Origin of the sequence: Collinsella sp. AF25-2LB (assembly GCF_003458415.1) — a bacterium.
Taxonomy (GTDB): Bacteria; Actinomycetota; Coriobacteriia; order Coriobacteriales; family Coriobacteriaceae; genus Collinsella.
In genome coordinates, this window is record NZ_QRUF01000024.1 from 1 (window position 1) to 24,310 (window position 24,310).

General features: G+C 60.4%; 18 protein-coding genes. 7 read left to right on the top strand and 11 right to left on the bottom strand.

What is annotated here, in order from left to right; all coding sequences use genetic code 11:
• Nucleotides 1-43: 43 nt before the first annotated feature.
• Nucleotides 44-844, bottom strand: coding sequence for an SDR family NAD(P)-dependent oxidoreductase (locus tag DWY51_RS08955; RefSeq protein WP_006235414.1), 801 nt, complete (start codon nucleotides 842-844; stop codon nucleotides 44-46).
• Nucleotides 845-1,138: 294 nt separating this feature from the next.
• On the opposite strand from DWY51_RS08955, the gene DWY51_RS08960 reads away from it, so the two are divergent.
• Nucleotides 1,139-2,902, top strand: a complete 1,764-nt coding sequence (locus tag DWY51_RS08960; protein ID WP_117770601.1) for a hypothetical protein — start codon at nucleotides 1,139-1,141, stop codon at nucleotides 2,900-2,902.
• Between the two features lie 389 nt (nucleotides 2,903-3,291).
• Here DWY51_RS08960 and queA read toward each other — a convergent pair whose 3' ends face one another.
• The 3 genes from queA to DWY51_RS08975 all read right to left on the bottom strand — a co-directional run bounded on the left by queA (nucleotide 3,292) and on the right by DWY51_RS08975 (nucleotide 5,726).
• Nucleotides 3,292-4,503: a tRNA preQ1(34) S-adenosylmethionine ribosyltransferase-isomerase QueA gene (gene queA / locus DWY51_RS08965; protein ID WP_117770602.1), complete on the bottom strand. Its 1,212-nt coding sequence runs from the start codon at nucleotides 4,501-4,503 to the stop codon at nucleotides 3,292-3,294.
• A gap of 70 nt (nucleotides 4,504-4,573) precedes the next feature.
• Nucleotides 4,574-5,149, bottom strand: coding sequence for an epoxyqueuosine reductase QueH (locus tag DWY51_RS08970; RefSeq protein WP_117770603.1), 576 nt, complete (start codon nucleotides 5,147-5,149; stop codon nucleotides 4,574-4,576).
• Between the two features lie 10 nt (nucleotides 5,150-5,159).
• The gene (locus DWY51_RS08975; RefSeq protein WP_117770604.1) at nucleotides 5,160-5,726 is read right to left on the bottom strand and encodes a DUF3267 domain-containing protein; all 567 of its coding nucleotides are present in this window, start codon (nucleotides 5,724-5,726) and stop codon (nucleotides 5,160-5,162) included.
• Between the two features lie 132 nt (nucleotides 5,727-5,858).
• On the opposite strand from DWY51_RS08975, the gene DWY51_RS08980 reads away from it, so the two are divergent.
• Entirely contained in the window at nucleotides 5,859-8,009 is a 2,151-nt protein-coding gene (locus DWY51_RS08980) for a methionine--tRNA ligase (protein WP_117770605.1), read from the top strand.
• Between the two features lie 59 nt (nucleotides 8,010-8,068).
• A complete protein-coding gene (locus tag DWY51_RS08985; RefSeq protein WP_117770606.1) occupies nucleotides 8,069-9,172 on the top strand; it encodes an RsmB/NOP family class I SAM-dependent RNA methyltransferase in 1,104 nt (367 codons plus the stop codon).
• Nucleotides 9,173-9,196: 24 nt separating this feature from the next.
• On the opposite strand, the gene DWY51_RS09520 is transcribed toward DWY51_RS08985, so the two are convergent.
• The gene (locus DWY51_RS09520) at nucleotides 9,197-9,367 is read right to left on the bottom strand and encodes a hypothetical protein (protein WP_158556936.1); all 171 of its coding nucleotides are present in this window, start codon (nucleotides 9,365-9,367) and stop codon (nucleotides 9,197-9,199) included.
• Between the two features lie 191 nt (nucleotides 9,368-9,558).
• Between DWY51_RS09520 and DWY51_RS08990 the strand changes: the two genes are divergently transcribed.
• Nucleotides 9,559-10,650: a hypothetical protein gene (locus DWY51_RS08990; protein WP_117770607.1), complete on the top strand. Its 1,092-nt coding sequence runs from the start codon at nucleotides 9,559-9,561 to the stop codon at nucleotides 10,648-10,650.
• 81 nt (nucleotides 10,651-10,731) lie between these two features.
• Here DWY51_RS08990 and DWY51_RS08995 read toward each other — a convergent pair whose 3' ends face one another.
• On the bottom strand, nucleotides 10,732-11,622 hold the full coding sequence (locus DWY51_RS08995) for a DegV family protein (RefSeq protein ID WP_117770608.1): 891 nt from the start codon (nucleotides 11,620-11,622) through the stop codon (nucleotides 10,732-10,734).
• A gap of 320 nt (nucleotides 11,623-11,942) precedes the next feature.
• Here DWY51_RS08995 and DWY51_RS09000 point away from each other — a divergent pair, with 320 nt between their 5' ends.
• The 3 genes from DWY51_RS09000 to DWY51_RS09010 all read left to right on the top strand — a co-directional run bounded on the left by DWY51_RS09000 (nucleotide 11,943) and on the right by DWY51_RS09010 (nucleotide 14,960).
• On the top strand, nucleotides 11,943-13,859 hold the full coding sequence (locus DWY51_RS09000; RefSeq protein WP_117770609.1) for a fructose-1,6-bisphosphatase: 1,917 nt from the start codon (nucleotides 11,943-11,945) through the stop codon (nucleotides 13,857-13,859).
• A gap of 78 nt (nucleotides 13,860-13,937) precedes the next feature.
• Complete coding sequence (locus DWY51_RS09005; protein WP_022095122.1) at nucleotides 13,938-14,333, top strand: GtrA family protein; 396 nt, start codon at nucleotides 13,938-13,940, stop codon at nucleotides 14,331-14,333.
• A gap of 219 nt (nucleotides 14,334-14,552) precedes the next feature.
• Complete coding sequence (locus DWY51_RS09010; protein ID WP_022095123.1) at nucleotides 14,553-14,960, top strand: GtrA family protein; 408 nt, start codon at nucleotides 14,553-14,555, stop codon at nucleotides 14,958-14,960.
• Nucleotides 14,961-15,119: 159 nt separating this feature from the next.
• Here DWY51_RS09010 and DWY51_RS09015 read toward each other — a convergent pair whose 3' ends face one another.
• The 5 genes from DWY51_RS09015 to DWY51_RS09035 all read right to left on the bottom strand — a co-directional run bounded on the left by DWY51_RS09015 (nucleotide 15,120) and on the right by DWY51_RS09035 (nucleotide 24,083).
• A complete protein-coding gene (locus DWY51_RS09015; RefSeq protein ID WP_233504681.1) occupies nucleotides 15,120-16,022 on the bottom strand; it encodes a DUF4430 domain-containing protein in 903 nt (300 codons plus the stop codon).
• Between the two features lie 9 nt (nucleotides 16,023-16,031).
• A complete protein-coding gene (locus DWY51_RS09020) occupies nucleotides 16,032-19,841 on the bottom strand; it encodes a DUF4430 domain-containing protein (RefSeq protein WP_158556937.1) in 3,810 nt (1,269 codons plus the stop codon).
• A 430-nt stretch (nucleotides 19,842-20,271) separates the two neighbouring features.
• Entirely contained in the window at nucleotides 20,272-22,035 is a 1,764-nt protein-coding gene (locus tag DWY51_RS09025; RefSeq protein ID WP_117770611.1) for an AarF/ABC1/UbiB kinase family protein, read from the bottom strand.
• Between the two features lie 8 nt (nucleotides 22,036-22,043).
• Complete coding sequence (locus DWY51_RS09030) at nucleotides 22,044-22,460, bottom strand: hypothetical protein (protein WP_022095127.1); 417 nt, start codon at nucleotides 22,458-22,460, stop codon at nucleotides 22,044-22,046.
• A 99-nt stretch (nucleotides 22,461-22,559) separates the two neighbouring features.
• On the bottom strand, nucleotides 22,560-24,083 hold the full coding sequence (locus DWY51_RS09035) for a C69 family dipeptidase (RefSeq protein ID WP_117770612.1): 1,524 nt from the start codon (nucleotides 24,081-24,083) through the stop codon (nucleotides 22,560-22,562).
• Nucleotides 24,084-24,310 lie beyond the last annotated feature (227 nt).

Here is a 24,310-nt window from a genome sequence, read left to right on the forward strand (position 1 = left end):
CGCAGCGTCGGCCGGTCCGCCGTTCGGTAGAACGGCGGAACCCCTAAGGACGCTGGCCCATGCCACCCTCGAGGGTGACGGTCTCGCCGTTCATATACTTAAAGTCGGGACCGCAGAGCTGAACGACAACGCGGCCGATTTCCTTCTCGACGTCGCCGTAGTGGCCAGCCGGCGGCATGTGGACGTTGGCCTTGAACGCCTCGGGATAGGCATCCTGGAAGTTCTCGAGCGCAGCGGTCCAAGCAAGCGGGCAAACGATATTGACGTTGATGCCGTCCTTGCCCCACTCGTTGGCAGCGACGCGGGTCAGACCGCGGATGCCCTCCTTGGCAGCGGCGTAGCTGCACTGGCCATAGTTGCCAAACAGGCCGGCGCCCGAAGCAAAGTTGACCACGGAGCCCTTGGTCTCCTTCAGGTGCGGGTAGGCCTTCTGCATGTACAGGTAGGTGGCATACAGGCCAGAGTAAATGGCCAGGTTAAACTGATCCATGGTGTGATCGGCAATGGTCACGCCCGAGGCGCTGGCCTGAGCATTGTTGACGACGGCGTCGATGCGGCCGAACTCCTCAATAGCCTTGTCGATGACGTTCTGGACGACGGCCTCGTTGTCCTGACCAGCCGAGACATCGGCCTGAACAGGCAGAACCTTGACGCCGTACTCGGCCTCGAGGGATTCCTTGGCAGCCTCGAGCTTGGCAACGTTGCGGCCGGTAATGACGAGGTTTGCGCCCTCCTTGGCAAAAGCGATATCGATACCGTAGCCGATGGAGCCAGCGGAGCCGTCCTTGAGCGTGGCCTTGCCGCCGCCGGTGACGATCACGGTCTTACCAGTGAAAAGTCCCATATAAAGTCCTTTCAAATCGCGACGGGCCTGCCCGTCGACTGCGCGCATCCAACTTCACGCGCCAAAAGCTGAAATGCAACTTTAGCGGGTTCAAGTGAAAAATAAAGCCCCTGGCAGGCGAACGGCGCAACGTCTTTCGGCGAAGGGAATGTCAAGTACAAACTGGATAAAGTGGCCGAGTTTTTGCTATCGACGCGAGCCATCGAACACGTTTTGAAACTTTGCTGCAGCGCGCGGGATGTCGGCGCGAGACTTTATCATAGGGTGACAAACAACGATGAGGAGCACATGCCTATGACAGACGAGCTGGACCCCCAGACTCAACAGCATATTGATGATTCCGCAGACGTCACTGCAGATGCCGACGCTGTGACCTGCGATGATATTGACCTCGACGGCCCATTCTTGGACGAAAGCGCTACGGCGGAAACCCCTGGCGCCGAAGATGCAGACGAGCAAAACGACGATGCGCCCGCTCAGGACGACCGCCCCGTACAGGATGCTGCTCCGCAAGCTGCGGGCCCTATCGAGGTTTCTTCGGAAGAAGAGCTCGACGCCGTCATGGACTCCATGATGGATGCCGTCAAAGCGATGAAAGACGCCGTGGCCGACGCTGACGTTGACGCCGAGGAAGAGGAGGCCGCCGAGGCAGCCTCGACCTTCGTACCCGGCGAGACTCCGGTTGCCGACCAGGGCAGCACCATGCCCTCGTTTCTGCAGCTCGAGCATCCCACGATTGGCACCGATGCGGTCGACCCGCACGCAGCAGGCTTTTCTGTGATCGAAGGCGGTACCGGCAATATCGCCGTGCCGCAGACTGCCGATGCGGACGCTGCCGACACCGCTCGCCCGACTGCCCCGCACTCCCCCGCCGCGAGCCGCGATCTGGGGACCGCTGTCTCGAACACTGCGAACGCCGTGGGCACCTTTATCGCCCAGGGCGCCTCGGCCATGCGCGAGATGAACGCCGCGAAAAAGGCACTTGCCGATGCCCGCGCCCACCTGGCCGAACTTGAGCAGCGCATTGCCGATCAGGCCGAGGAACTCGAGACGCGCCAGGATATCGCAGGCCGCTACGACCAGATCGTCGCCGACCAGCGCCAGGCGATTGCCACGGCCCAAAAGACTGCAGCGGTCGCCGAGATTGACCGTGATGTCCACGCCTCCAAAGCGACAGAGCTCAAGGGTCAGCTCGAACAAATGAAGACAGAGGATGACGCGACTGAGCTCCGCCTGAAGGCCGCGCTCGACGCCGTGGAGGCCCGCGAGGCGAGCTCACGCGAGACCGGCAACCGCCTCGTTCGACGTCTTGAGGATTCCAAGCGCATCCGCGACAAGGTGAAGGCAGAGCGAGACGCCGGCATTGCCGCCGCACAACAAACCGTCGACGCCACGCGCGCCCAGCTCGAGACGCTGCGTCATGAGTATGCCGAGCTGCAACGCAATCCCTCGGCAAATCCCGCCAACTATACGGTGCGCACCAGCGAGCTCTCGATGCAGATTTCCGACACGGCAGATGCCCTGCGTAAAGCCGAAGAAGATGTCCCGCGCATCACCGCCGACCTTGAGCACTCGCTTGCCGCAGCCGAGCAGGCCGTCGAGCAGGCTCAAGCCCCTATCGCCGACGCAAAACGCGCGCACCAAGCCGTGACGACCGAAGCCGATGCCGCGCGCGACGAGCTGCAGACGGCGAAGACCGCCGCCGCGACTCGTCAGCGCGAACTGCGCGAGAAGATCGCTGCCGAGGACAAGGCGCGCCGCGACCAGGAGCAGACCATCGCCAACGCCCAAGCAGATGCCGCACATGCACAGTCGATCATCGAACAGGCGACCGAGGTGCACGACCACCCAGAGATCACCGAGTCGCTTGCAGGGTCCTTGGCCCGAGACAATGCCGAACACACCGAGACCGAGCGAGAAGTCGCCCAGCTCGAGGCCACCGAGGACGCGGTGCGCGAGCGTACCCGCGACTCACGCATCAAATTCACCGGCGCCATCGTCTGCATCGTCGCCGCAATCCTGGTGATCATCCTAGTCTGGCTGTTCGCAAGCAAGTAAACCAACCGCCAAAAAACGCTCAACGCAGTTGCGGTGAGATAGTTCCTGTTTAGCCCCAAAAAGGCCAATTCAAGAACTATCTCACCGCAACTTATTTAGATCGACGCAAGGCAACCTACCCCTCTTGCACCGATCTCATGACATAAGGACTGTCCCCAGGTGCCGGCACAAAAGGAACGTCCCCAAGTGCCAAGTGCCCAATGACTACTCAACAACCACGGCAACACCGATGTAATGGCAGAGTCAGCGAGCGGGTCACATTTGAGACAAGGTGACGTGAAACGAAAGGGCGCTGACCTTCTGGTCGTGCCCTTGAAGTTGAACGTCAGATTGTCCAAATGCGGCCCGCGCAGCGTCGACCGGTTACGGCGTTTGTAAAACGCCGTAACCTACTGAATGAGCATGGCGTCGCCAAAGCTGAAGAAGCGGTAGCGCTCCTCGATAGCAGCAGCGTAGGCATCCATGATCTGGTCGCGGGTGGCAAGTGCGCTCACGAGCATCATGAGCGTGGAGCGCGGCACGTGGAAGTTCGTGATCAGCGCGTCTACCACGTGATAGGTCGAGCCGGGCATGAGGTAGAGCTGCGTCGTGGCGTTCTCGCGCACCACGATGTCACCGCGGCCAAGCGTGTCGGCTCCGTCCTCGCGGCCTTCAAAATAGCGCGCCGTCACGGCCGGATCGAACACCGGGGCTTCTGCGTCAAACGCGCTCTCGAGCGAGCGCACCGCGGTAGTGCCGACGGCGATCACACGATGACCCTCGGCTTTCGCCTTATGCACGGCGTCGACAACTTCCTGCGACACGTGGTAGCGCTCGGTGTGCATGACGTGCTGCGTGGGGTCGTCCTCCTCCACCAAGCGGAAGGTATCGATGCCCACCTCGAGCTCGACGGCGGCAAACTTCGCACCCTTGGCCTCGATAGCGGCCATGAGCTCGGAAGTAAAGTGCAGACCCGCCGTGGGAGCTGCAGCCGAGTGTTCCTCTTTCATGGCGTAGACGGTCTGGTACTTCTCGGGATCGCCCTCGTAATCGGTAATGTAGGGCGGCAGCGGCACGTGGCCGGCAGCATGGATGGCCTCGTCGAGCGTGCGCGGCTCGCCGGCGGCATTGCAACCGGCCGGCTCAAAACGCACCAGGCGGCCGCCGCGGCTATCGGTGACAAAGTCGATGACCTCGGCCGTCAGCACCACGGGAGCCCCCTCGGGCGCATGGGCGCCGCCCGCACGATACTCAATCTGAGCACCGGGCTTCAGGCGCTTACCCGGCTTGACCAAGCACTCCCAAACATGGCCCAGCGGATCCACGTCCTCGCGGCGCTTGAGCAGCAGGGTCTCGACCACGCCGCCCGATCCCGTTTTACGACCGATCAGACGGGCCGGCATCACGCGCGTCTGATTGATGACGAGCACGTCGCCCGGCTCGATATAGTCGATGATGTCGCGGAAGATGCGGTGCTCAACGGTACCGCCGTGCTCCAGCGGCGTTCCCGCCTGGGAGCCCTTGCGATCCACCACCAGCAGGCGGCAAGAGTCGCGCGGCTCGGCTGGAGCCTGGGCGATCAGTTCCTCAGGAAGGTTGTAGTCAAAATCATCGGTACGCATAGACACGTCGGATACTCCTTATATAGCTAAAGTCCGCTCTACATCCTAGCAGGCTGACGTCCCAAATGAACTACTTTTTGGACGCTTTGCGCTCGTCGCGGATGCGGGCGCGGTCCATGGCCGCCTCGACAGCCGAGAAGCGGCAACCACAGTAGTTCTGCCGATACATGCCCAGCTCGCGCGAACGGCGTGTCGCCTCGGGGTAATACGGACGAAAATCGCGAATCACCGGAGTGAGACCGCGGGCGGCAGCCAGACGCTCCAACACATCATTGCAGGTTTCGAACAACTGATACGGCGAGACGGCGAGCGTCGTACCCACAAACTCAAACCCACGCTCCTGGGCCACGCGGCACGCCTCGGCCAAGCGCAGGGCATAGCACGCACGACAGCGACGGGGCCGATCGGCACCCAGCGGTGCCACGCCGGCCTCCCAGCGCTCACGGTCCTCCCCCGCCTCGATAAGCTCGATGTCGCCATCGGCACACCACCGGCGCAGCTCGTCCAAACGCCGCTGCCATTCATCGTGCGGCTGAATATTGGGGTTGGTCCAGCAGATTGTGGGCTCAAACCCTTCCTCGCGCAGCAGGCGGACCGGCTCAAGAGAGCACGGCGCACAGCAGGCGTGCAACAACAACGGCTTCATCGACATCTCCTCACCCGAAAAAGCGCACGCCGAAGGACGTGTCCTCGCAGGCGACAATGCGGCGGTCGCGCAAAATGGTCCGCACGTAATACCAGTCGCCCACACAGCCTGACAAATGCAAGCCGGCCGCCAGATAGCACAGCAGCGGATAGCCCGAAAACGCAAACCCCAGGGCAAGCGTTGTCGTCACAACAGCCGTCGGTGCCAGGCAAACCGCCATGTACCGCCGGCGCGAATACACAACGCCCTCGGCGCAGGCATAGATCATCGCCGTCTCGCGATTCGCCCCAAAGGTCACCTGCGCGCCCGCAGGCGCCAGCAGCTTAAAAAACACACCGTGCACCAGCTCGTGCACGGCAAATGACGCCGCAGAAACCGCAGCCAAGCCGACTATCCAGCCCACGACAGCCATCCAGCCGCCCGCGTCAGCCGCATCCAAGTCTGCAGGCCCGCCCAGCAGCATAAACACCGGCGCCAGGCACACGGCAAACACGCCGACTACGACCATCCCCCACACGAAGCAAGCGTGCAGAAATTCCTCGTCTTCAAACGCATGTATGTTGGAAATCTCATTCATAGCATCTTAGGATAGCGCCCCTGCCACGTACCCGTCCGCATGTGCGATAATGTCGAACGATATGCACGAATTGACCACCGCGTCGCCAGGCCTTGCGCCCGGCCGCGCTCTCACCATATGCGAAGGAGTCCCATGGCATCCAAATACTCCATGAACGACCGTCCCAGCTGGCCTCGCCGCGCCATCGTTACCGCCGGCGAGCCCTACGGCAACAAGGGCCTTCACTTTGGCCACGTCGGTGGCGTCTTTGTCCCGGCCGACTTCTTCGCCCGCTTCCTGCGCGACCGTCTGGGCCGCGAGAACGTCATCTTCACCTCGGGCACCGACTGCTATGGCTCGCCCATCATGGAGAGCTACCGCAAGCTCAAGGAGAACGAGGGCTACGACAAGTCCATCGCCGAGTATGTCGAGTCCAATCACTCCCGCCAGGCCGCGACCCTCAACAACTACAACATCAGCTGCGATATCTACGGCGGCTCGGGCCTTGAGCCGGCTGCGCAGATTCACAACGAGGTGACCGCCGAGATTATCGAGCGTCTGCACGAACAGGGCACCATCTCCAAGCGCTCCACGCTGCAGTTCTACGACGCCAAGGCCGGCACGTTCCTCAACGGCCGCCAGGTGATCGGCCGCTGCCCCATCCAGGGCTGCAAGTCCGAGAAGGCTTATGCCGACGAGTGCGACCTGGGTCACCAGTTTGAGCCCGAGGAGCTCATCGCGCCCAAAAGCCAGCTCACCGGCGAGGTGCCCGAGCTGCGCCCGGTCGACAACCTCTACTTCGACCTGCCGGCCTACCTCGACTTTATGAAAACCTATACCGCCAAGCTCGCCCAGAACCCGCAGGTTCGCTCCGTGGTCTCCAAGACCATGGAAGAGTGGCTGCTGCCGGCCCAGCTCTACATCCAGAACAAGTTCCGCGAGGCCTTCGATGCCGTCGAGGATCAGCTTCCCGAGCACACCGTGCTGGAGCCCGAGGGCAACAAGAGCAGCTTTACCGTCACCTTCCCCAGCTGGAAGGAGCGCGACGATGCCCACGCGGTGCTCGCCAACGGCGGCGTGCGCTTCCGCAGCGGCAAGGCGCTCGTACCCTTCCGCATCACCGGCAACATCGACTGGGGCGTTCCGGTGCCCGAGGTCGATGGCGTCTCCGACGTCACCTGCTGGTGCTGGCCCGAGAGCCTGTGGGCTCCCATCAGCTATACGCGCACCGTGCTCGCACGCGATGCCAAGGCCGCCGGCGTGACCGAGGGCGTCGCCGCCCAGGATGCCGCCCTCATGGGCGAGCCCGCCGCCGATTCCACGCAGGTCCCCGCGCCCACCTACCAGCACAGCTCGCTCGACTGGCGCGACTGGTGGTGCTCGGATGACGCACAGATCTACCAGTTCATTGGCCAGGACAACATCTACTTCTATTGCATCGCGCAGACCGCCATGTGGGAGGCCCTGGGTTGGAACCTCACGCAGAGCACCGTCAGCGCCTGCTACCACCTGCTCTACATGGGCAAAAAGGCAAGCTCGTCCTCGCAGACTCCTCCCCCGCCGGCAGACGACCTGCTCAACCACTACACCTGCGAGCAGATGCGCGCGCATTGGCTGTCGCTCGGCCTGTCCGAGAAGCCGGTGAGCTTTAGCCCCAAGGCATACGACACGCGCGTGACCGGCAAGGACAAGGACGGCAACGAGGTGCGCGCCTGCGACGACAAGCGCGTTATCGACCCCGCCCTTAAGGAGAGCGCGCTGCTGACCGGCGTGTTCAACCGCCTGGCCCGCAGCTGCTTCTACGGCGTCGCCGTCAAGGAGGGCGACGAGAGTCCCTATCGCAACGGTTGCATCCCCGCCGGTGCCGCTTCTGACACCGTGGTCGAAGCCGCCCAGCAGGCAGCCCTCGCCTTTGAGCAGGCCATGTACAAGTTCGAGACGCACCGAGCGCTCGCTGTGTGCGACGACTACCTGCGCGCCGCCAACAAGCGCTGGAGCGATGCCTCCAAGGCCGCCAACAAGCTCGAGGGCGAGCCGGCCAACGCCGCCATGACGCAGGCCCTCGTCGACGCCTTTACCGAGCTGCGCGTAGCGACCGTGCTCATGCACGGCATCGTGCCGGCCGGCTGCGAGCTCATCTGCGAGTACTTCGACGTTGACCCGGTCGCCTTCTTTAGCTGGGATAACATCTTTGCCTCCACGGATGAGTTTGTGGAGAGCCTGGGCGAGAAGCCCGGCGAGCACCGCGTGAAGCCGCTGCCCCCGCGCTTCGACTTCTTTAGCAAGCACGAGAGCCAGTACTAAAGCACGCCAGCAGCGGCGTGCCCGGAAAGTAGTCAATTTGGGACGGGAAGGAAAGACGGATGTCCAAGCCGCGTCGTCGTAAGCAGAAAAAGCAGGTCAAGGCCGAGCTCAAGCTCAGGCAGTTTGCTGCTACCGAGCTTTCCGACCAGCTTGCCGCCCAACACTCCGCCGCCGACCTGCCGCGCTTTATGGTCGACACGGTCGCCGGCGCCTATGCGCCCGCCGATGCCAAGCTCATGATCGAGGGCTTCGGCGCCGCGGCCACACGCCCGGTCACGCTGCGCGCCAACACGCTCAAGGCGACCGCCGAGGACATCGCTGCGGCGCTCGATGCCGCCTGCATCGCCCACCAAACCGTTACCTGGTATCCGGACGCCTTTATCCTGCCCGAGGCCCAGGTTTCAGATCTGTGGGATCTCGACATCTACCGCGACGGCAAAATCTACCTGCAGAGCCTGTCATCCATGATGCCGCCGTTGGTCCTGGGCGCCCAGGCAGGCGAGGACATCCTGGACATGTGCGCAGCCCCCGGCGGCAAGACGACGCAGATCGCCGCCCTCACCCAGGGACAGGCGCACCTCACCGCCTGTGAGATGAGCATTCCCCGCGCCGAAAAGCTCGAGTCGAACCTCCATCGCCAGGGTGCCAAAAACGTGCCCGTCATGCGCATCGACGCACGCGAGCTCGACGAGTTCTTCCGCTTTGACCGCATCCTGCTCGACGCTCCCTGCACCGGCACGGGCACCGTCATCAGTGGCAACGAGAAAAGCCTGCGCGGCCTCACCGAGCAGTTGCTGAGCAAGTGCGCCCGCTCGCAGCGAGCACTTCTGGACCGCGCCATGGGGGCCCTCAAACCGGGCGGCACGCTCGTCTATTCGACTTGTTCGATCTTGCCGCAGGAAAACGAGGACGCCCTGCAAGAGGCCCTCGACAAGCATATGGACTGCGAGCTCATCCCCCTCGACGGCACGCCAAGCGAAAGTGAAGCACGACGCACCCAGGAAGCTGGTGAGGAGCCGCGCATCGAGTCCAACGCTCTGACCGAAGCCATTGCCGCGGGTCAGGTATCGGCCATCGTCAACGGCCTGCCCGGCACGCTCACCATTCCGCCTAGCCGCGACTTTGAGGGCTTCTACATTGCCCTGATCCGAAAACGCAGCTAGCGCACGGATCCAAAACTCAACAAGCTATCTCTGTGCGCGTTTGCCCTGCTGGTCGCGATGCTGTTTAAGCGTCGCGCGCTCCTTGCGTTCGGCCCTTTTGCCCTTAATGGCCGTGACCACAAAGTAGATGACCGCGGCGGCAACGATTGCGGCCACACACAGGCCGATCGAGCCAAACATTGCTGTCAATTCCATACCGCGTCACCTCTCTTTTAAACGGGGCTTTCAAGATAGCACCTCGATACCCGCCACCACAGCTCCTTCACGTTCGCCGGCCCTTCGGTCTAACGGATGGCGCGGCGGGGAAAAATCAACTCGTCAAACGATTTAGCATTCGCAATTCCGGCTGCATCGCGCCGGCCATCATCACATAGAATCGAGCCTCCATGGATACCCTCAACGATCTAAATGAGCGCGTCGACGCCTTCGTCGGCACCAGCTCCTTCGACACGCCTGCGGCGGCAAACGACCAAGCTCCCATCGATGTGCCCGCCGAGGTGCACGAGGACATCGTCGCCTCGGTCGATTTTTCCGAGGTCGAGCTTGCAGACGAGTTCACCGAGCCCCAAATAGCCGTCACGCCCAACGGCCTGCTCCCTATGGAGCCCCTGCCCATCGACGGACGCCTGCGCAAGGCTGCCCTTCGCATGCCCGACGAGATCGAGGAGGCCAGCGGCTTCACGCTCTTTGGCCGACGCATCAAGTCGCTCATTTACACCACCGATGTCGCGGTTATCCGCAACTCCAACGCCGACGCCGTCTTTGCGGTCTACCCTTTCACGCCGCAGCCCGCCATTACGCAAGCGCTGCTGACCGTCGCCGAGTGCCCGGTCTTTGTAGGCGTGGGTGGCGGAACTACGACCGGTAAGCGCTCCGTGCAGATGGCAGCCGTCTCCGAGATGCAGGGCGCGGCGGGCTGCGTGGTCAACTCCCCCGCTACTGCCGAGATGGTCGAGCACATCACCAACATCGCCGACATCCCCGTCATCGCCACGGTCGTTCGCTGCGACGACGATGCCCACGCCAAGGTGCGCGCTGGAGCCAAGATTCTCAACATCGCCGCCGGCAAGAACACGCCCCAGGTCCTACGCGAGCTGCGCGAGCACTATCCCAACCTGCCGCTTATCGCGCCGGGCGGCAAGACGCCCGAGAGCATTCGCGAGACCATCGCCGCCGGCGCCAACGCCATCATCTGGACGCCGCCTTCGGCCCAGCAGCTACAGACCGACATGATGCAGCGTTATCGCAAGATGAAGGAAGACGCCACACCTGTCATCTCGCGCGACGACGTGCCCATTATCGACCAGGTCGCCGCCGCCGAGGTCAGCCAAGTCGAGAACATGAATCCCGATGTGCCGATTCCCGACGAAGTCATCGAGCGCGTCGCTTCGATCCACGAGCGCGTCGAGGAGCATCGCGCCAACCGCGGCCTCAAGCCGTCACTGCACGGCTTTTTCTTCCGCGGAAAGAAACGCTAGCCGCAACAGCAAGGCCCGCCCCACAAACGTGAGACGGGCCGTTTTCGTTTGAGCAATCATGCAGCAACGTGATGGGGCAAATTAATCCACGCGCTTGTCGCCCATAAAGAAGAGCGCCACCGTACCAGGTCCGGTATGCGAGCCAATCAGAGTACCGATGTCATTGATCTCAATCTTGCCTTTAAGCTGCGGAACCTGTTCCTCAATCAGCGCCGCAACTGCCTCGGCATCCTCGCGGCACGCCGAGTGCGACATGATGCACTTACCCGAATAATCCGTACCGCCCTGTACGTGTGCCATCATGGTCTTAGCCATCTCGGAAATCGCGCGCTTCTTAGTGCGAATTTTCTCACGTGGCGACAGCTTACCTTCGCAATCGACCGTCATAAGCGGGCAAATCTTAAGCGCCGTGCCAATGATCGCGCTCGCGGCCGAAATGCGACCGCCGCGCAGGTAGCTCGACAGATCGGTCGAGAAGAACCAGTGGTGCAGGTTGAGTTTGTGCTCCTCGATCCAGGCAGCCGTCTCGTCGAGTGAAGCCCCGCTATCGCGCACGTCGGCGGCATATTCCAGCAACAGACCAAAGCCCGAAGACGCCCCCAGCGAATCGATGACGCGCACCTTGCCGCCCTGGGGATAGCGATCCGCGAGCATCTGCGCCGCGACGCAGGCCGATCCATACGTGCCCGAAATACCCGACGACAACGTCAGGTGCAGCACGTCTTTACCCTCGGCAACAAACGGCTCCCAAAACTCCTCGTACTCACCCACGCTCACCTGAGACGTCTTGGGCATGGCGCCCGCGGCAATCTGGGCAAAAAACTCGTCCGGCGTAATCGACTGATACAGATCGTCCGTATAGACAACATCGTCGATCTCGTAATGAAAACACACGACAGGGATATTGCGCGACGCAAAGAACTCACGGGTTCGATCGGCGGCGGATTCACAGGTCAGGACAAAATCACTCATATGAGGCTCCTTACTCATTGCTGCGCAAATTATCGCACAGTGAGCCTACATGCGGTACATATGTCCACTATTTACCAAATCGAACCAAAAATAGTGAACATCTTTACCACCATCGTCTCCACCGGCCCCACGCATAAATATCTGAGAAAACACCCTCTGTCGTCTCCACCCAACCGCCATATCTACCTCAACTAAATCGATTTACCAAACCGTTCAGCCGACAATTCAGCCGCTGGCGCAAAATCGAAACAAAAGCGGCGCATACTGATAAACGTTTGACGTTGTTTATCAGTTTTACCAACCATATCGGAAGGTGTTTCATGGTCGCATTCGATCGCAACCCGCAAGACTTCAAGTATCTGCGTCTGCTGTCGAGACAATTTCCCACCGAGCAATCCGCGTTTACCGAGATCATCAATCTCTCGGCCATTCTCAACCTGCCCAAAGGCACTGAGCATTTTATGAGTGACGTGCACGGCGAATACGAAGCCTTTATGCACATCCTCAACAACTGCTCGGGCGTCGTGCGCGAGCATGTCGACGAGATCTTTGGCGACACGCTCTCCTTTGACGAAAAGGGCGAGCTGTGCACGCTCATCTACTACCCGCGCGAGAAGATCGACCTGGTCCGCAGCCGGCGCGAGGACTCGCCAGCCTGGTACAAGACGATGCTTGACCAGCTCATCATGGTCGCTCGCTCACTTTCAAGCCGCTACACGCGCTCCAAGGTGCGTAAGGCCATCCCGCGCGACTACGCCTACATCATCGACGAGTTGTTGCACACGCACCCGGACGAGAACAACTATCGCGTGCGCTATCACGAGCGCATCGTGGAGTCCATCCTGGAGACCGCCAGCGCCGACGACTTTATCGAGTCGCTCGCCTCGCTCATCAAGCGCCTGGCCGTCGACCACCTGCACCTGGTGGGCGACATCTTCGACCGCGGCGGCGGCGCGGCCAAGATTATGGACCGACTGCTCACCTACCATTCACTCGACATCCAGTGGGGCAACCACGACCTGCTGTGGATGGGCGCTGCAGCCGGTGAGCCCGCCTGCATCGCCACGGTGCTGCGCAACAACCTGCGCTACGACAACTACGAGATCCTGGAGAACGACTACGGCATCTCGCTGCGTGAGCTTGTCGCCTTTGCCGATGCCACCTACACCGCCGGTGAGTCCATCACCCCGCTGATCAAGGCCATAAACGTGCTGCTCTTTAAGCTCGAGGGCCAGATTATCCAGCGCCACCCCGAGTTCGATATGACCGACCGCCTGTTACTCGACAAGATCGACCACGACACCGGCACAGTCACGCTCGCCGACGGCAGCGTGTGGCCGCTCACGACCAACGACTTCCCCACCGTCGACCCGGCGGACCCCTACACGCTCACGTCTCAGGAGCAGCACATCATCGACAAGCTCGTGTCAGAGTTTGTCACCGCCGATCACCTGCATCGCCATATCGATTTCCTCTATTCCCACGGCTCGATGTACAAGGTCGCCAACGGCAACCTGCTGTTCCATGGCTGCGTTCCGCTCAACGAAGACGGCACCTTTAGCAGCATGAACTGTCTGGGCACCTGGCACGCTGGCCGCGATTATCTCGATTTTTGCGACCACATCGCCCGCCGCGCCTGGCGCGTGGGCGACTGCGACGCCCTCGACTGGATGTGGTACCTGTGGATTGGCTTCAATTCACCCGCCAGCGGACGCTTAGTGCGTACCTTTGAGCGCGCCTATATCGCCGATAGGAGCACCTGGGTCGAGCCGATGGACCCGTACTTTACGCTTACCAAGTCGCCCTCGGTCTGCGATGACATCATGCGCGAGTTTGGCGTCGCGCCCATGGCATGTTCGCCGACCGGACACATCATCAACGGCCACACGCCCGTTAAAACCACCAAGGGTGAGCAGCCCATCCGCGCCGAGGGCAAGCTGCTGGTCATCGATGGCGGCTTCTGCCGCGCTTACCATCCCAAGACGGGTATCGCCGGCTATACGCTCATCTCGAGCTCGCGCGGCTGCCGCCTCAAGTCGCACCGGGCCTTTACGACGGTTGCCGAGGCACTTACGCGCAACGTGGACATCGAAAGCGAGACCAACCGTTTTGACCAAGCGGACCGTCGCCGCATGGTGAGCGACACCGATACTGGCGCCAAGATCCGCAGCCAAATCCAAGACCTGCGTCAGCTGCTCGATGCATATAGAAACGGTGCTATCGAGGAGCGCACCTAGCACCACCCGCGGGGATTGGCTAAACTTGCTGAGTTTATCATCCCCACGGCGTCCCCGCGCCACCCTAAGGCAGGTACCATGCAAAAGCTCCTTGCGCAGATCATGAAATTTGGCGTCGTCGGTGTCATTGCCACGGTTATCGACTTTGGCATTATGAATCTGCTCCACTACGGTCTCGGCCTCAACATCCTGATCGCCAACACCAGCGGCTTTATCATCTCACTCATCTTTAACTACCTCGCAAGCATGAAGTACGTGTTTGCGCACAAGGAAGGCATGAGCCGCCGCCGCGAGTTCATCATCTTTGTCGTGCTGTCCGTGATCGGTTTGGTGCTCAACGACGGCATCGTGCTGGCGCTCAACGCCGGTCTGGGGCTCGAGGCCAATATCGCCAAGATCTGCGCCACCGCGCTTGTCATGGTCTACAACTTTGTGACCCGAAAGATCTTCCTGGAGGGCGACGAGACCAAGTAGCTCGACACCCCCGCAGCATTACGGTGCCCACGGACGACACGCACTCAGCGCAGTATCGTCCGTGGGCGCCGCTCGTTTACGGGCAAATTTTCAACGTTTACGGATTAGCTCTTGAAAATTTGACGAGTTCGTATAGTTCTTGGCAAAGACCTTACGTTTCCCTTGCAAAAGATCTAAAGTATCCCCTGCTCGATTCATCAACGCATTGGATGTGATTACGTGCGCAAGGCGCTGGCACAACCTCATACCAAGCAGTTCCTCAAGTTTGCTGTCGTGGGTCTTATCTCCTTTGGCATCGACTGGGGCATGCTCATTGCGCTCGTCGAGCTGTTTCACCTCGACTTTTTGATGAGCACCACGGTTTCGTTTATCACGTCCGTCGTGGTCAACTACTGGCTCAGCATGAAGTACGTGTTCGACCACCGCGAAGGCATGAGCCGCAAGCGCGAGTTCACGATCTTCACCATCCTGTCGGTGATCGGCCTGGGCCTCAACGACCTGTACATGTTTGTGGGCGTCACGTTTTTGAGCATCGGCTACCAGGCCATGAAGGCCATCGCCACGTTCCTTGTCACCTGGTACAACTACTTCAGTCGCCGCTTCTTCCTCGAGGGCGCACGGTCGTAGTCGATTCACTATTTGCTTGAATGTATAACCGGTTGGAATTACCGTTCCAACCGGTTTTTTGTTTGCAGAGAGACCCGGCGACCCAGTCCCATTCGCATGAAAAACGGGCGGTCCGGATGTTGGTCCGAACCGCCCGTCTGGCGCGCTATGTCGAGGCCTCTAGCCCGTTACGTAATACCAAACGACGTTGTCGCCATTGGAGAGAACGTAGTTACTGCAGGCCGTCATGGGCGTTGCGCCGTTGACGGAGTACATCCAGCCGCTCGTGCCGCCGTACTGTTTCTCGGCCAAACCACCAATCGCGGAGACATACGTACCGTACGACGAGCCATGTGCGTTGACAGAAAGGCCCAGCGCGCACAGGGCATCGTAAACGGTGGCGCCTTCGTTAAAGGTAAAGGTGCCGCCAGAGGACACGGGATTGCCCACAGCGCTCGATGTGACCGAAACCGTCACCGTAACGTAGTTGGACTCCTGTGAGCCGCTTTGGCTGCCCGAGGAGGCATTTCCACCATTAGAGGATGAGGCTCCATCAGACGACTGGCCACCGCCCGAAGAAGCACCGCCAGACGCATTGGAAGTATCACCGGCTCCCGTATTTTGGGCAGCGGATTTATCGCCAGACTTCTTGCCGCCCCGGTCCTCGGACTTCTTGCTATCCGAGTTTTTGTCCGATTCCTTGTTTGAAGACTCGGAATCGTCCTTGGCGTCGTTCGAACCCTTGGGCTCGTCTTTTGCATCATTCGAAGATTTGGAATCCTTGGAACTAGCCTCGCCCGAAGCGGCAGACGAGCCAGACCCCTTGGTGTCCTTGGCGACGACGCTCTCCCCCGTCACGGTCTGAACGATCCAGTCAATGGACCAGGCGCCGCTCTCGGAAGGATGGACGAAGCCCAGCGAGACGACGATCAGAATGGTGCACGCGGCAGCAAGAACGCCAAGGAGCGCCTTGCGACGAGAGGCGGACGCCGCCGAAGCGGCGCCCTGTTGCTTTGCATCGTCGAACTGAATGAACGAGGAATCTGGTTGCTTGGGGTCAGCGTCCTTGGATTTATTGGACACAACCCTCACCTACCGACGTTTGGTGAACACGAACACGCCGACGATGGCGAGACCGATGACGCCGGCGGCAACGCCAACAATGGCGAGCGGGTTGGTGCCAGTCTCCTGCTCGGAAGCACTAGAGGACTTCTTAGCAGTGGTCGTAGAAGCAGCACCCGTATCGGACTTGGAATCGGACTTCTTGTCGGACTTCTTGTCGGACTTGCCGTCCTTCCTGTCAGACTTCTTGTCAGACTTCTTGTCAGACTTCTTCTCGTCCTTCTTATCGGACTTATCGGAGTCCTTCTTGTCGGACTTGTTGTCCTTGGTCTCGGTCTTGGTCGACACCGTCGTCTTGGTCGTCGGCTTATGACCCGGGGCGACAGCGCCGCCCTTCGAGCCGGAGCCGGAACCCGTGCCAGTGCCAGCGCCAGTGCCGGAACCAGTACCGGTACCAGAACCGCCGCCGCCATTCGAACCAGCGCCGCCATTACCGCCAGGGTTAACGGCATTCTTGGTCCACTTGGCATACAGCGTCAGATCGGCCGTCACCGGCGTGCTAAAGTCATACGCCTGCGTGCAAGCCTCATCGGTATACCAACCGCCGAAAGTGTAGCCATCGCGCGTCGGATCGGCCGGCTTGACCAGCTTGCCATCGGCCGTAGCAACAAACTTAGTGTCGCAAGCAGACCCGCCGTTGGAGTTAAAGGCAACCGTCCAAGACTCGACAGCTCCAAGTTTAAACAGCGTGCCCGAATCATTGATGTAGTAGAGATTGCCAGAAGCATCGGCAATGACCGGAGAGTCACAGTACTGGTAATGGCCAGCCGCATCATAAATCTGCGTCGCCTCTGCATCGCCGAGCGTATAGCGATACACGCCACCACCAGCAGAGTAGTTGACGTAATCCTTGCTATCCGCGCTGTTAACGGTGAAGTACACATAGGTCTTGCCGCCCTGAACACTCACCAGCGGAGTAGCAGCAATACCGTTGAGGCCAGCCGGCAGCGCCTTGCCGTCGGCAGCAGCGACCATCGTGGTCTTACCCGTCTTCAGGTTATAGAGAACCAGAGCAGAGCCAGTAGCCGTCTGTCCGCCGACAATCAGATTGTCACCAGACACCGCAGGGGCGCTCAGATTATTCGTAAGGCCCAGATCAACCGTCTTCTGTTCACTCAGCACGCCCTTCGCCGAAAGCGAAATCACATGGAGCTTTCCGTCGTGCGTCATCTGATAGAAGGTCGAACCATTGGACGGATCGGCAATGCAATCGGCATTTGCGACAGCGCCGAGCTTCATGGTCGAAACGACATCGCCCGTCGTCTTATCAATGCACTTAAGCGTACCCGCGCTCGTAGGAACGATGGCATACTTATCCGTCAAAGCCGCACCAGTCCAGTAATAGCCCTCGGCAGGGTCGATGTTCTGCCAAGAAACTTCGCCCGTGGCAATCTTAATGCGCGCAAAGGAGCCGTTGCCGTAGGTCGCGTTGTAATTCTCGTCATACGAAATATCGACCGAGCCTACATAGACGTACTCGCCGTCCGAAACGACGGTGCAGGAGCTCTGCGTCAAGTCCGTCAAACCAGGCGTCAGCCACTTGCAGATCAGCTTGTCTGCAGTAATCGCCTGGACCGCACCGCCGTTGAGCGGAACGATGATAAGGCCATTGGTATAGATCGGACGAGAGGTATAGCTCACCTTGGAGGCAAGCGGCGCAGAGGCAACCTTTTTGCCCGTGGACGAATCGATCTTAATGAGCTCGTTCTCGGTCGCGATGTACACAAAGCCGTTAGCAATGACAGGCTCGCTGCAGTTGGCATACTGCTGACCAGACTCGGCCTTCCAATCGAAGGCCCACTTAAGACCGGCGGCCTGCGCAGGCGTCTTGGCATCCGTTACGGTCGAACCGTTGCCACTGTTGCCGTAGCCGGCCCACTCGGCATCCCAATCAGGAGTCGTCGCGCTCGGATCCACGACAATCTTGTCGGGATCGGGCATGGGAGAATTATCGGTGGTATAGGCAAGCGTGACCTTATCGCCGCTCTTGAGCGTAATCTGATTGGCGCAGAGTAAGGAGGGCTCTCCGTTGATATACAGATGCCAATATTTATTGGTCGCAGCATCCCAACCATACGGCTTGTGATCGAACGGCGAAGTAATGGAATTCAGGAACCAGTACTCACCACTCTGGGAGCCGTTGTACGCAACGCCCTTGGCCTTCAGAACTGCCTCAATAAGGTTCTGGGCCGTGGAGCCTTCGGGCAGAGAAACATTGCTTGCCGTGCCCCAACGCGTATTGTTCCCGTTGACATCGGGACCGATAACATCGGCGGATCCAAGCACCTGACCGGGGAGGGCATCGGCGTCAGCACCATACATAAAGGTGACGGCGTCACCCTCCTGGAGCTTGTAGGCACCGGCGCCAACGTCGGCGAACTTGCCATTTACGTAGAAGCGCCAATAGCTATTGGTCGCAGCATCATAGCCACAATAGGACTTACCATCGAAGGGCGAATAAATGCCGTTGAGGAACCAGCCCCAAGACGATTCGCCAGCATCGAGAGTAAGGCCGACCTGCTCAAGGAGATCCTTGGCAGTGGAGCCTGCCTTGAGACTCGTCTGACCCGTCGAAGCCCAAACCTGCTGCTTGCCGTCCTTGTCCTTACCGAGAACCTGAACAGAAGCATGGACAGAATCGGACGGCAACTGGTCGCCCCAGCCACCGTAGAACCACGTGACGGTATCGCCGGCATGGATGGTGACATTGTCCGCCGTATAGTCACTCGACTTGCCGTTGATGAACAGCTGCCAATAGGTCGAATAATCTTGGGGCGTACCCAGCTCAACACCGTTGTACTTAAGGCTCAGAATGAAGGAGCCCGCAGCAACGGCGTCAATGTCGTTCGCCTCGAGTGCGACCTTCGTAAGATCAAGCGCGCTCGAACCGGACGTCACCACATACTGCGCATTATCGACCCAAGTCTGAGTCTTGCCCTGGGCATCGCGACCAATGACGGTCACATTTGCGGCAACCTGGTCTTTAACGACAGGGGACGAGCTACCAGCCGTATAGGCAAACTCAATCTTCTGCCCCTGGGTGAGCTTGACGCTGCTCGCGCCAACCGAGGAAGACGCGCCGTCGACGAACAGCTGCCAGAAGGCATAAGTCGTCGGATCGAAGGCAAGCGTACGGCCATCGCTCGGGGATGTGATGCTTTTGAGGTAGAAACCGTATGCCGTGTTCGGATCGTAGTCTGCCTTGAAGCCCGTCTTCTGCTGCAGCTTAACGAAGGCATCCGCAGCCGTCGCGCCCTCGTCGAGCTTGAGCTGCGTGGGTGCCACCCAGGTCTGAGCCTTGCCGTCGGCATCGGTGCCGATAATCGAGAACGAGACCTCGACCTGCTTCTTGGCGACATCGCCGGTTTCTGTCGGGTTCTCTGTCTGGATGGCAGCCGCGGCGGCAGATCCTGCTTGGCCAGCGGATGCCGTCGAAGACTGCTCGCTCGTGGCAGGGCTCTCCCCCGTCGCCGAGCCTTCGTCGCCAGTTGCCGCCTCAGTTGTGGCGACACTAGTTGCAGACGCGCTCCCAGAATCCGAAACCTCGGCGCCGCTCTGCTCAGCGGTACCGCCCGCAAGCGCTGCGTCCTCGCCCGGCGTCACAGCCTGAGCCACAGCCTCGGCAATGCCCTCAGCGCCCTCGGCCCACAGCTGAGCCGGCGTGGTGCCAAAGGCCATCGCGAAGGCCAGGAATGCCACCAGGCCGCGCTTGGCTACATCGCGCGCAATCGCGCCACGGCGATGCGAGACGCGCTGGCGCTCGTCCTCAAACATATCCATTTGTCTCCTACTGTCTGTACTTGGAGCGTTGCCTTGAGACTGCCCCACGTCATCGCGCATGTTGCGCTCGAGTTCCCCCATCGGGACCCCCTTCCCTCCAGAGCCCTATGCACACCGGCGGCAAAAGCCGCAGCCGCATGCAAGACGGGAGGCGATCCGACTTAACCTTAACGACTCGGGCACGTCGTCCGATCTGCGACGCGAGCATCCCGAGCCAAGAGGAATTACGGTTACTGGTACAGCCGGGGACTTGCACCCCGATTCTCCCAAATGCGCAGGATAACCGCGCATTCGTGCGTCTCCGCACCACCATCTAGGCCATCGATTATTACCGTCAAAATGGTATCACGCAAAAGGGCCTCGCACGCAGGCGAAGCCCAAGGTAAAAGCTATTGTTTGCGATAGGAAAATGCGGTGACGGCCGCAGCCTCTAGTGCCTGCCGCCGTGACTGTTGAGCCAGATATTGCGGCCCAGCATAAGCGCCAGCACCAGCGCGCTCACGTAGCCCATAAAGCCAATGACCGGGATACCAAACACAACCGGCTCGATGCGCGCGTAGTACACCACCGACGAACCGATAAACAGACCGGCGATCACAATTGCCATCGACATGCGGTCGATAATCCCACCTAGCTGTCGCAGCGCCTTATCGCTGCTCATGATCTGCGTGTTTACCTTAAGCTGGCCGCGCGTAAGCATGCGCGAAGCCAAGCCCAGATACTCGGCCGCCTCGAGCGAGCCTTTTGCCGCGCGATAGCTGCTCGCGGCAAGATCGCGTCCCATATCACGCACGCGCGCATAGGTGCTTTTCTCGTTTTTAATGTGCGTTTGGATGATCTGGATCATGTTGACGTTGGGCATGTACTCGGTCAACAAACCCTCGAGCGTCACCATGCCGCGCGCGAACATCGTCACCACGCTCGGCAGCTCAACATCATTCTTACGCGCGAGGTTTAACAGCGAGGTCAAAAACTCGCCGATATCCAGATCCTTCAGGTCAAGGCCCGCAAAGTCAGCCACGATAAAGTCAAGGTCGGACAAAAACGCTGAATGATCGAGCTCGGCCGAATCGCCACGCGTCACGGCAAAGCGCATGAGCGAATCCTTGAGCTTGGGCACGTCACCCTCGGCCACGGCGAAAATCATGTCCTTGACGATACCGCGGTCGTGACTCGACATACGCCCGACCATGCCCAAGTCGATAAAGTAAACGATGCCGTCCTTGAGAATGATGTTTCCCGCATGCGGGTCGGCATGGAAAAAGCCGTCGTCGAGCACCTGCGTCGAGTAGTCCTCGACAATCGCGGCACCGATCTTTTCCAAGTCATAGCCCTCGGCCACCAAGCGTTCAGGATCGGCGATCGAAATGCCGTCGACGTAGTCCATAACCACCACGTGCTCGGTGCACAGGTCCAGATAGGATTTAGGGCACGTCACGCCATGAACGCTCTTATGGAACTCGTAGAAGTCGTTGAGGTTTTTGGCCTCGGCCAAAAAGTTGGTCTCCTCGCGAAACGAGGTCCACAACTCCTCGACTACGCCGTGCAGGTCAACGAATTGATCGGTGTTGACGAACTTGGAAACGATACGCACCACCGAGCGGATGATATCGATGTCCTGCGCCATAACCTGCTGCGCACCGGGGCGCTGCACCTTGACGGCCACGTCCTCGCCCGTCACCAGACGAGCGCGGTGCACCTGCGCGAGCGATGCGCTACCAAGCGGATTGGGATCGATCGCATCGAACATCTCCCCCAGGCGCAGGCCGTATTCTTCTTCCAGACAACTGAGTACGACCTCGTACGGCACCGGCTCCACGTCGGAGCGCAGACGACGCAGCTCGTCGCAAAAGCGTTGCGGCAGAATCTCGGACCGGTTGGCCAGAATCTGCCCCATCTTGACGAACATGGGGCCGAGTTCCTCGAGCAGGCGGCGCAAACGAACCGGCGTGAGGTTATCCCACACGCGGTACTTTTTGACCAGGCGAACAATCTGTCCGATGCGTTCGCGACGACCCGCCGGCGTGAGCTGGTATTCCTCGTCCGGCGCCATCGCGTCGGGCTCTTCGGGCACCATATCGACAGCGCGCGGCTTTTTGCGAGCGCCCGAGACGGCGGCATCGACCTCATCGACAACCGCCGCCTCGTCACCCAAAGGATCTAGATTGTTGTAATCGGTGGTGGAATCTGCCATCTGCGCTGCTACTCGGCCTCTTCGGTATCCTTCGCATCGTCGGGCTCAACGGACTCGACGGGCACCGAGGTCACGTTGTCCTCGACCGAATCGACGATGTCGCGCACATGGGCTAGGAAGGCCGTGCGCTCAGGGGCGGTCATAACGCGGACGCGGGCAAGGATGAGCTCGTCGAGCACGCGCTGGGCCGCAGTCTCGCCCTGTATGCCCAAGCGCTCGGTCAGATCGGAGATGGTGCCACCGGCCTGCTCGAACATGTCGGACACGCTGCGGGCGATATCGGGGGTGGCGGTGTCCTTGCGGACCTGCTCGCCTTTGGTGTTAAGGTCGTCGAGGACCTTCTTGCCGCCTTCGACAGCAACGGCGGCAGCGCCAAAGCCCACGTTAATGGCGCCGTTAACAAGCTGATCGAGTTTCATAACCATGGTTGTCTCCAATCACAAACAACTGCATTGGCGTTCTTGTACCCAAGATTGAGCGAAAGCGACAAAGCGTTTTAGCGCTATTCGATCGACGGGAAATCCCTACCTCACGTTGTCGTTCATCGCGAAAGAGTTCTTCATGGCGCAGCTCGTGGTGTAGAGCACCTTGCCCAGCAGGGCATCGGTCTCCACGCGAACACGCTCGGCAAAGGCCTCGTTGGCGCGTGTAAGCTCGGAAGGCACCTCGGCCTCGGGCAGAGCGGCTACGGCAGCGTCGACGTCATGGATCTGCTTGTGGCCCATGCCACCGATCTTCTCCTGATAATCCTCGACCGCGCGGCCGCACTCATGGAAACGGACGTCGGCCAGGGCACCGATCAGGCGGTTGGCCCAGTAGAAGTTTTCGGACGTCACGCGAGCCTGCGTGTCGGCATAGTACTCGGGCATGGTCTCGACGTTGGCGTACAGCGGAACCAGCGCGTTAAACGAGTTGGAGCCAAAGGCCATCCACTGCACGGCGCGATAGGCCGGCTGCGCATAGGAACGCAGCTGCAACACGGCGAGCTGGCTGTTGCGGTTGATGCCGATGGGGCGATAGGCGCCGCGCGTGGCGGGCGTGCCCTTGCTGCCGTAGCAGTCGTACTCCGTGCCCTGGTAGTGGCTCGAAAGCACGTACTTAATGTCCTCGATGGTCACCTTGCGCTCGGGCACGCGGCTCCAAGGGATGTCGTCGCTCTCGGGCGTGAAGTCGGCGTCGGGGCCATCCCACACGTCGCTGGGGTTGAGGCAGCGCTGCATGTACCAGGCGCGCGGCGTGTTGTAGACATGGTCGCTGTCGCTGTGCGAGCCAAAGGCCTCGCGCGGGTTAAAGACCACAGCCGGGCCGTCGCCCTCGACGCCCAGCGTCAGGTCCAGATGCCACTCGGCCATCCAGGCGCGCAAGTCGGCGGAGCACATATGGTCGGCCTGGGCGCCCTCGGCGTCATCCAGGTCAAAGCTGTCGATACCCAGCTGGTTGGGCATGGTCACATAGGCGTCATCGGGCACACGCTTGGCAATCCAGTGGTGACCACCGATGGTCTCGAGCCACCAGATCTCGTCCACATCACTAAAGGCGATGCCGTTGTTCTCGTAGGTGCCGTAGCGCTCGAGCAGGTCGCCCAGGATACGGACGCCGTCGCGGGCGGACTTGGCGTAGGGCAGGACCAGGGTCACCATATCCTCCTCGCCCAGGCCACCAGGTTGCGCCGGCACATAGCCGTCCTCACCCTCGTTGCCCTTGGCGGGCACGTAGTCCACGAGTGGGTCGGCGCCGCGGACGCGCTCGTTGGTGGTGAGCGTCTCGGTTGCGGACATGCCCACATTGAGCTCGTTGAAACCGGCCTCGGCCCAGATGCCGTGGCCCGGGACAACATCGGGGACGCTCGTGTAGCGCATGGGGTTATCGGGCAGTTCAACGGTCAGGTGACTCAGGACGCTCGTGTAGACGCGCGGCTGCTCGTCGGGATGCACCACGCGCATGCGCTTGGGCTCAAACACCCCGTTGGACGAGTCCTCGTTGCGAGCAACCAACGTCGACCCGTCGTAGCTCGCGTTCTTACCAACCAAAATCGTTGTGCACGGCATGCGCATCCTCCTTGAGCGAAGAAATCAAACGATAACAGTGTATCGCTTCGGCGCAGAAAGGGCGAAACCGCGGCGCTGGCAACCCCTGTGGTCAAAAAATGCCAAATATGAGTACTGTCACCAATTTAGTAACAGCAATTTTGCTACGTATGGGTGTCGAAAGTCTACATTTGTTCAAAAATTAGAGGTGGCGCGCGCAGACGTGGTGTAAGAGCGTCCCGAGGTCC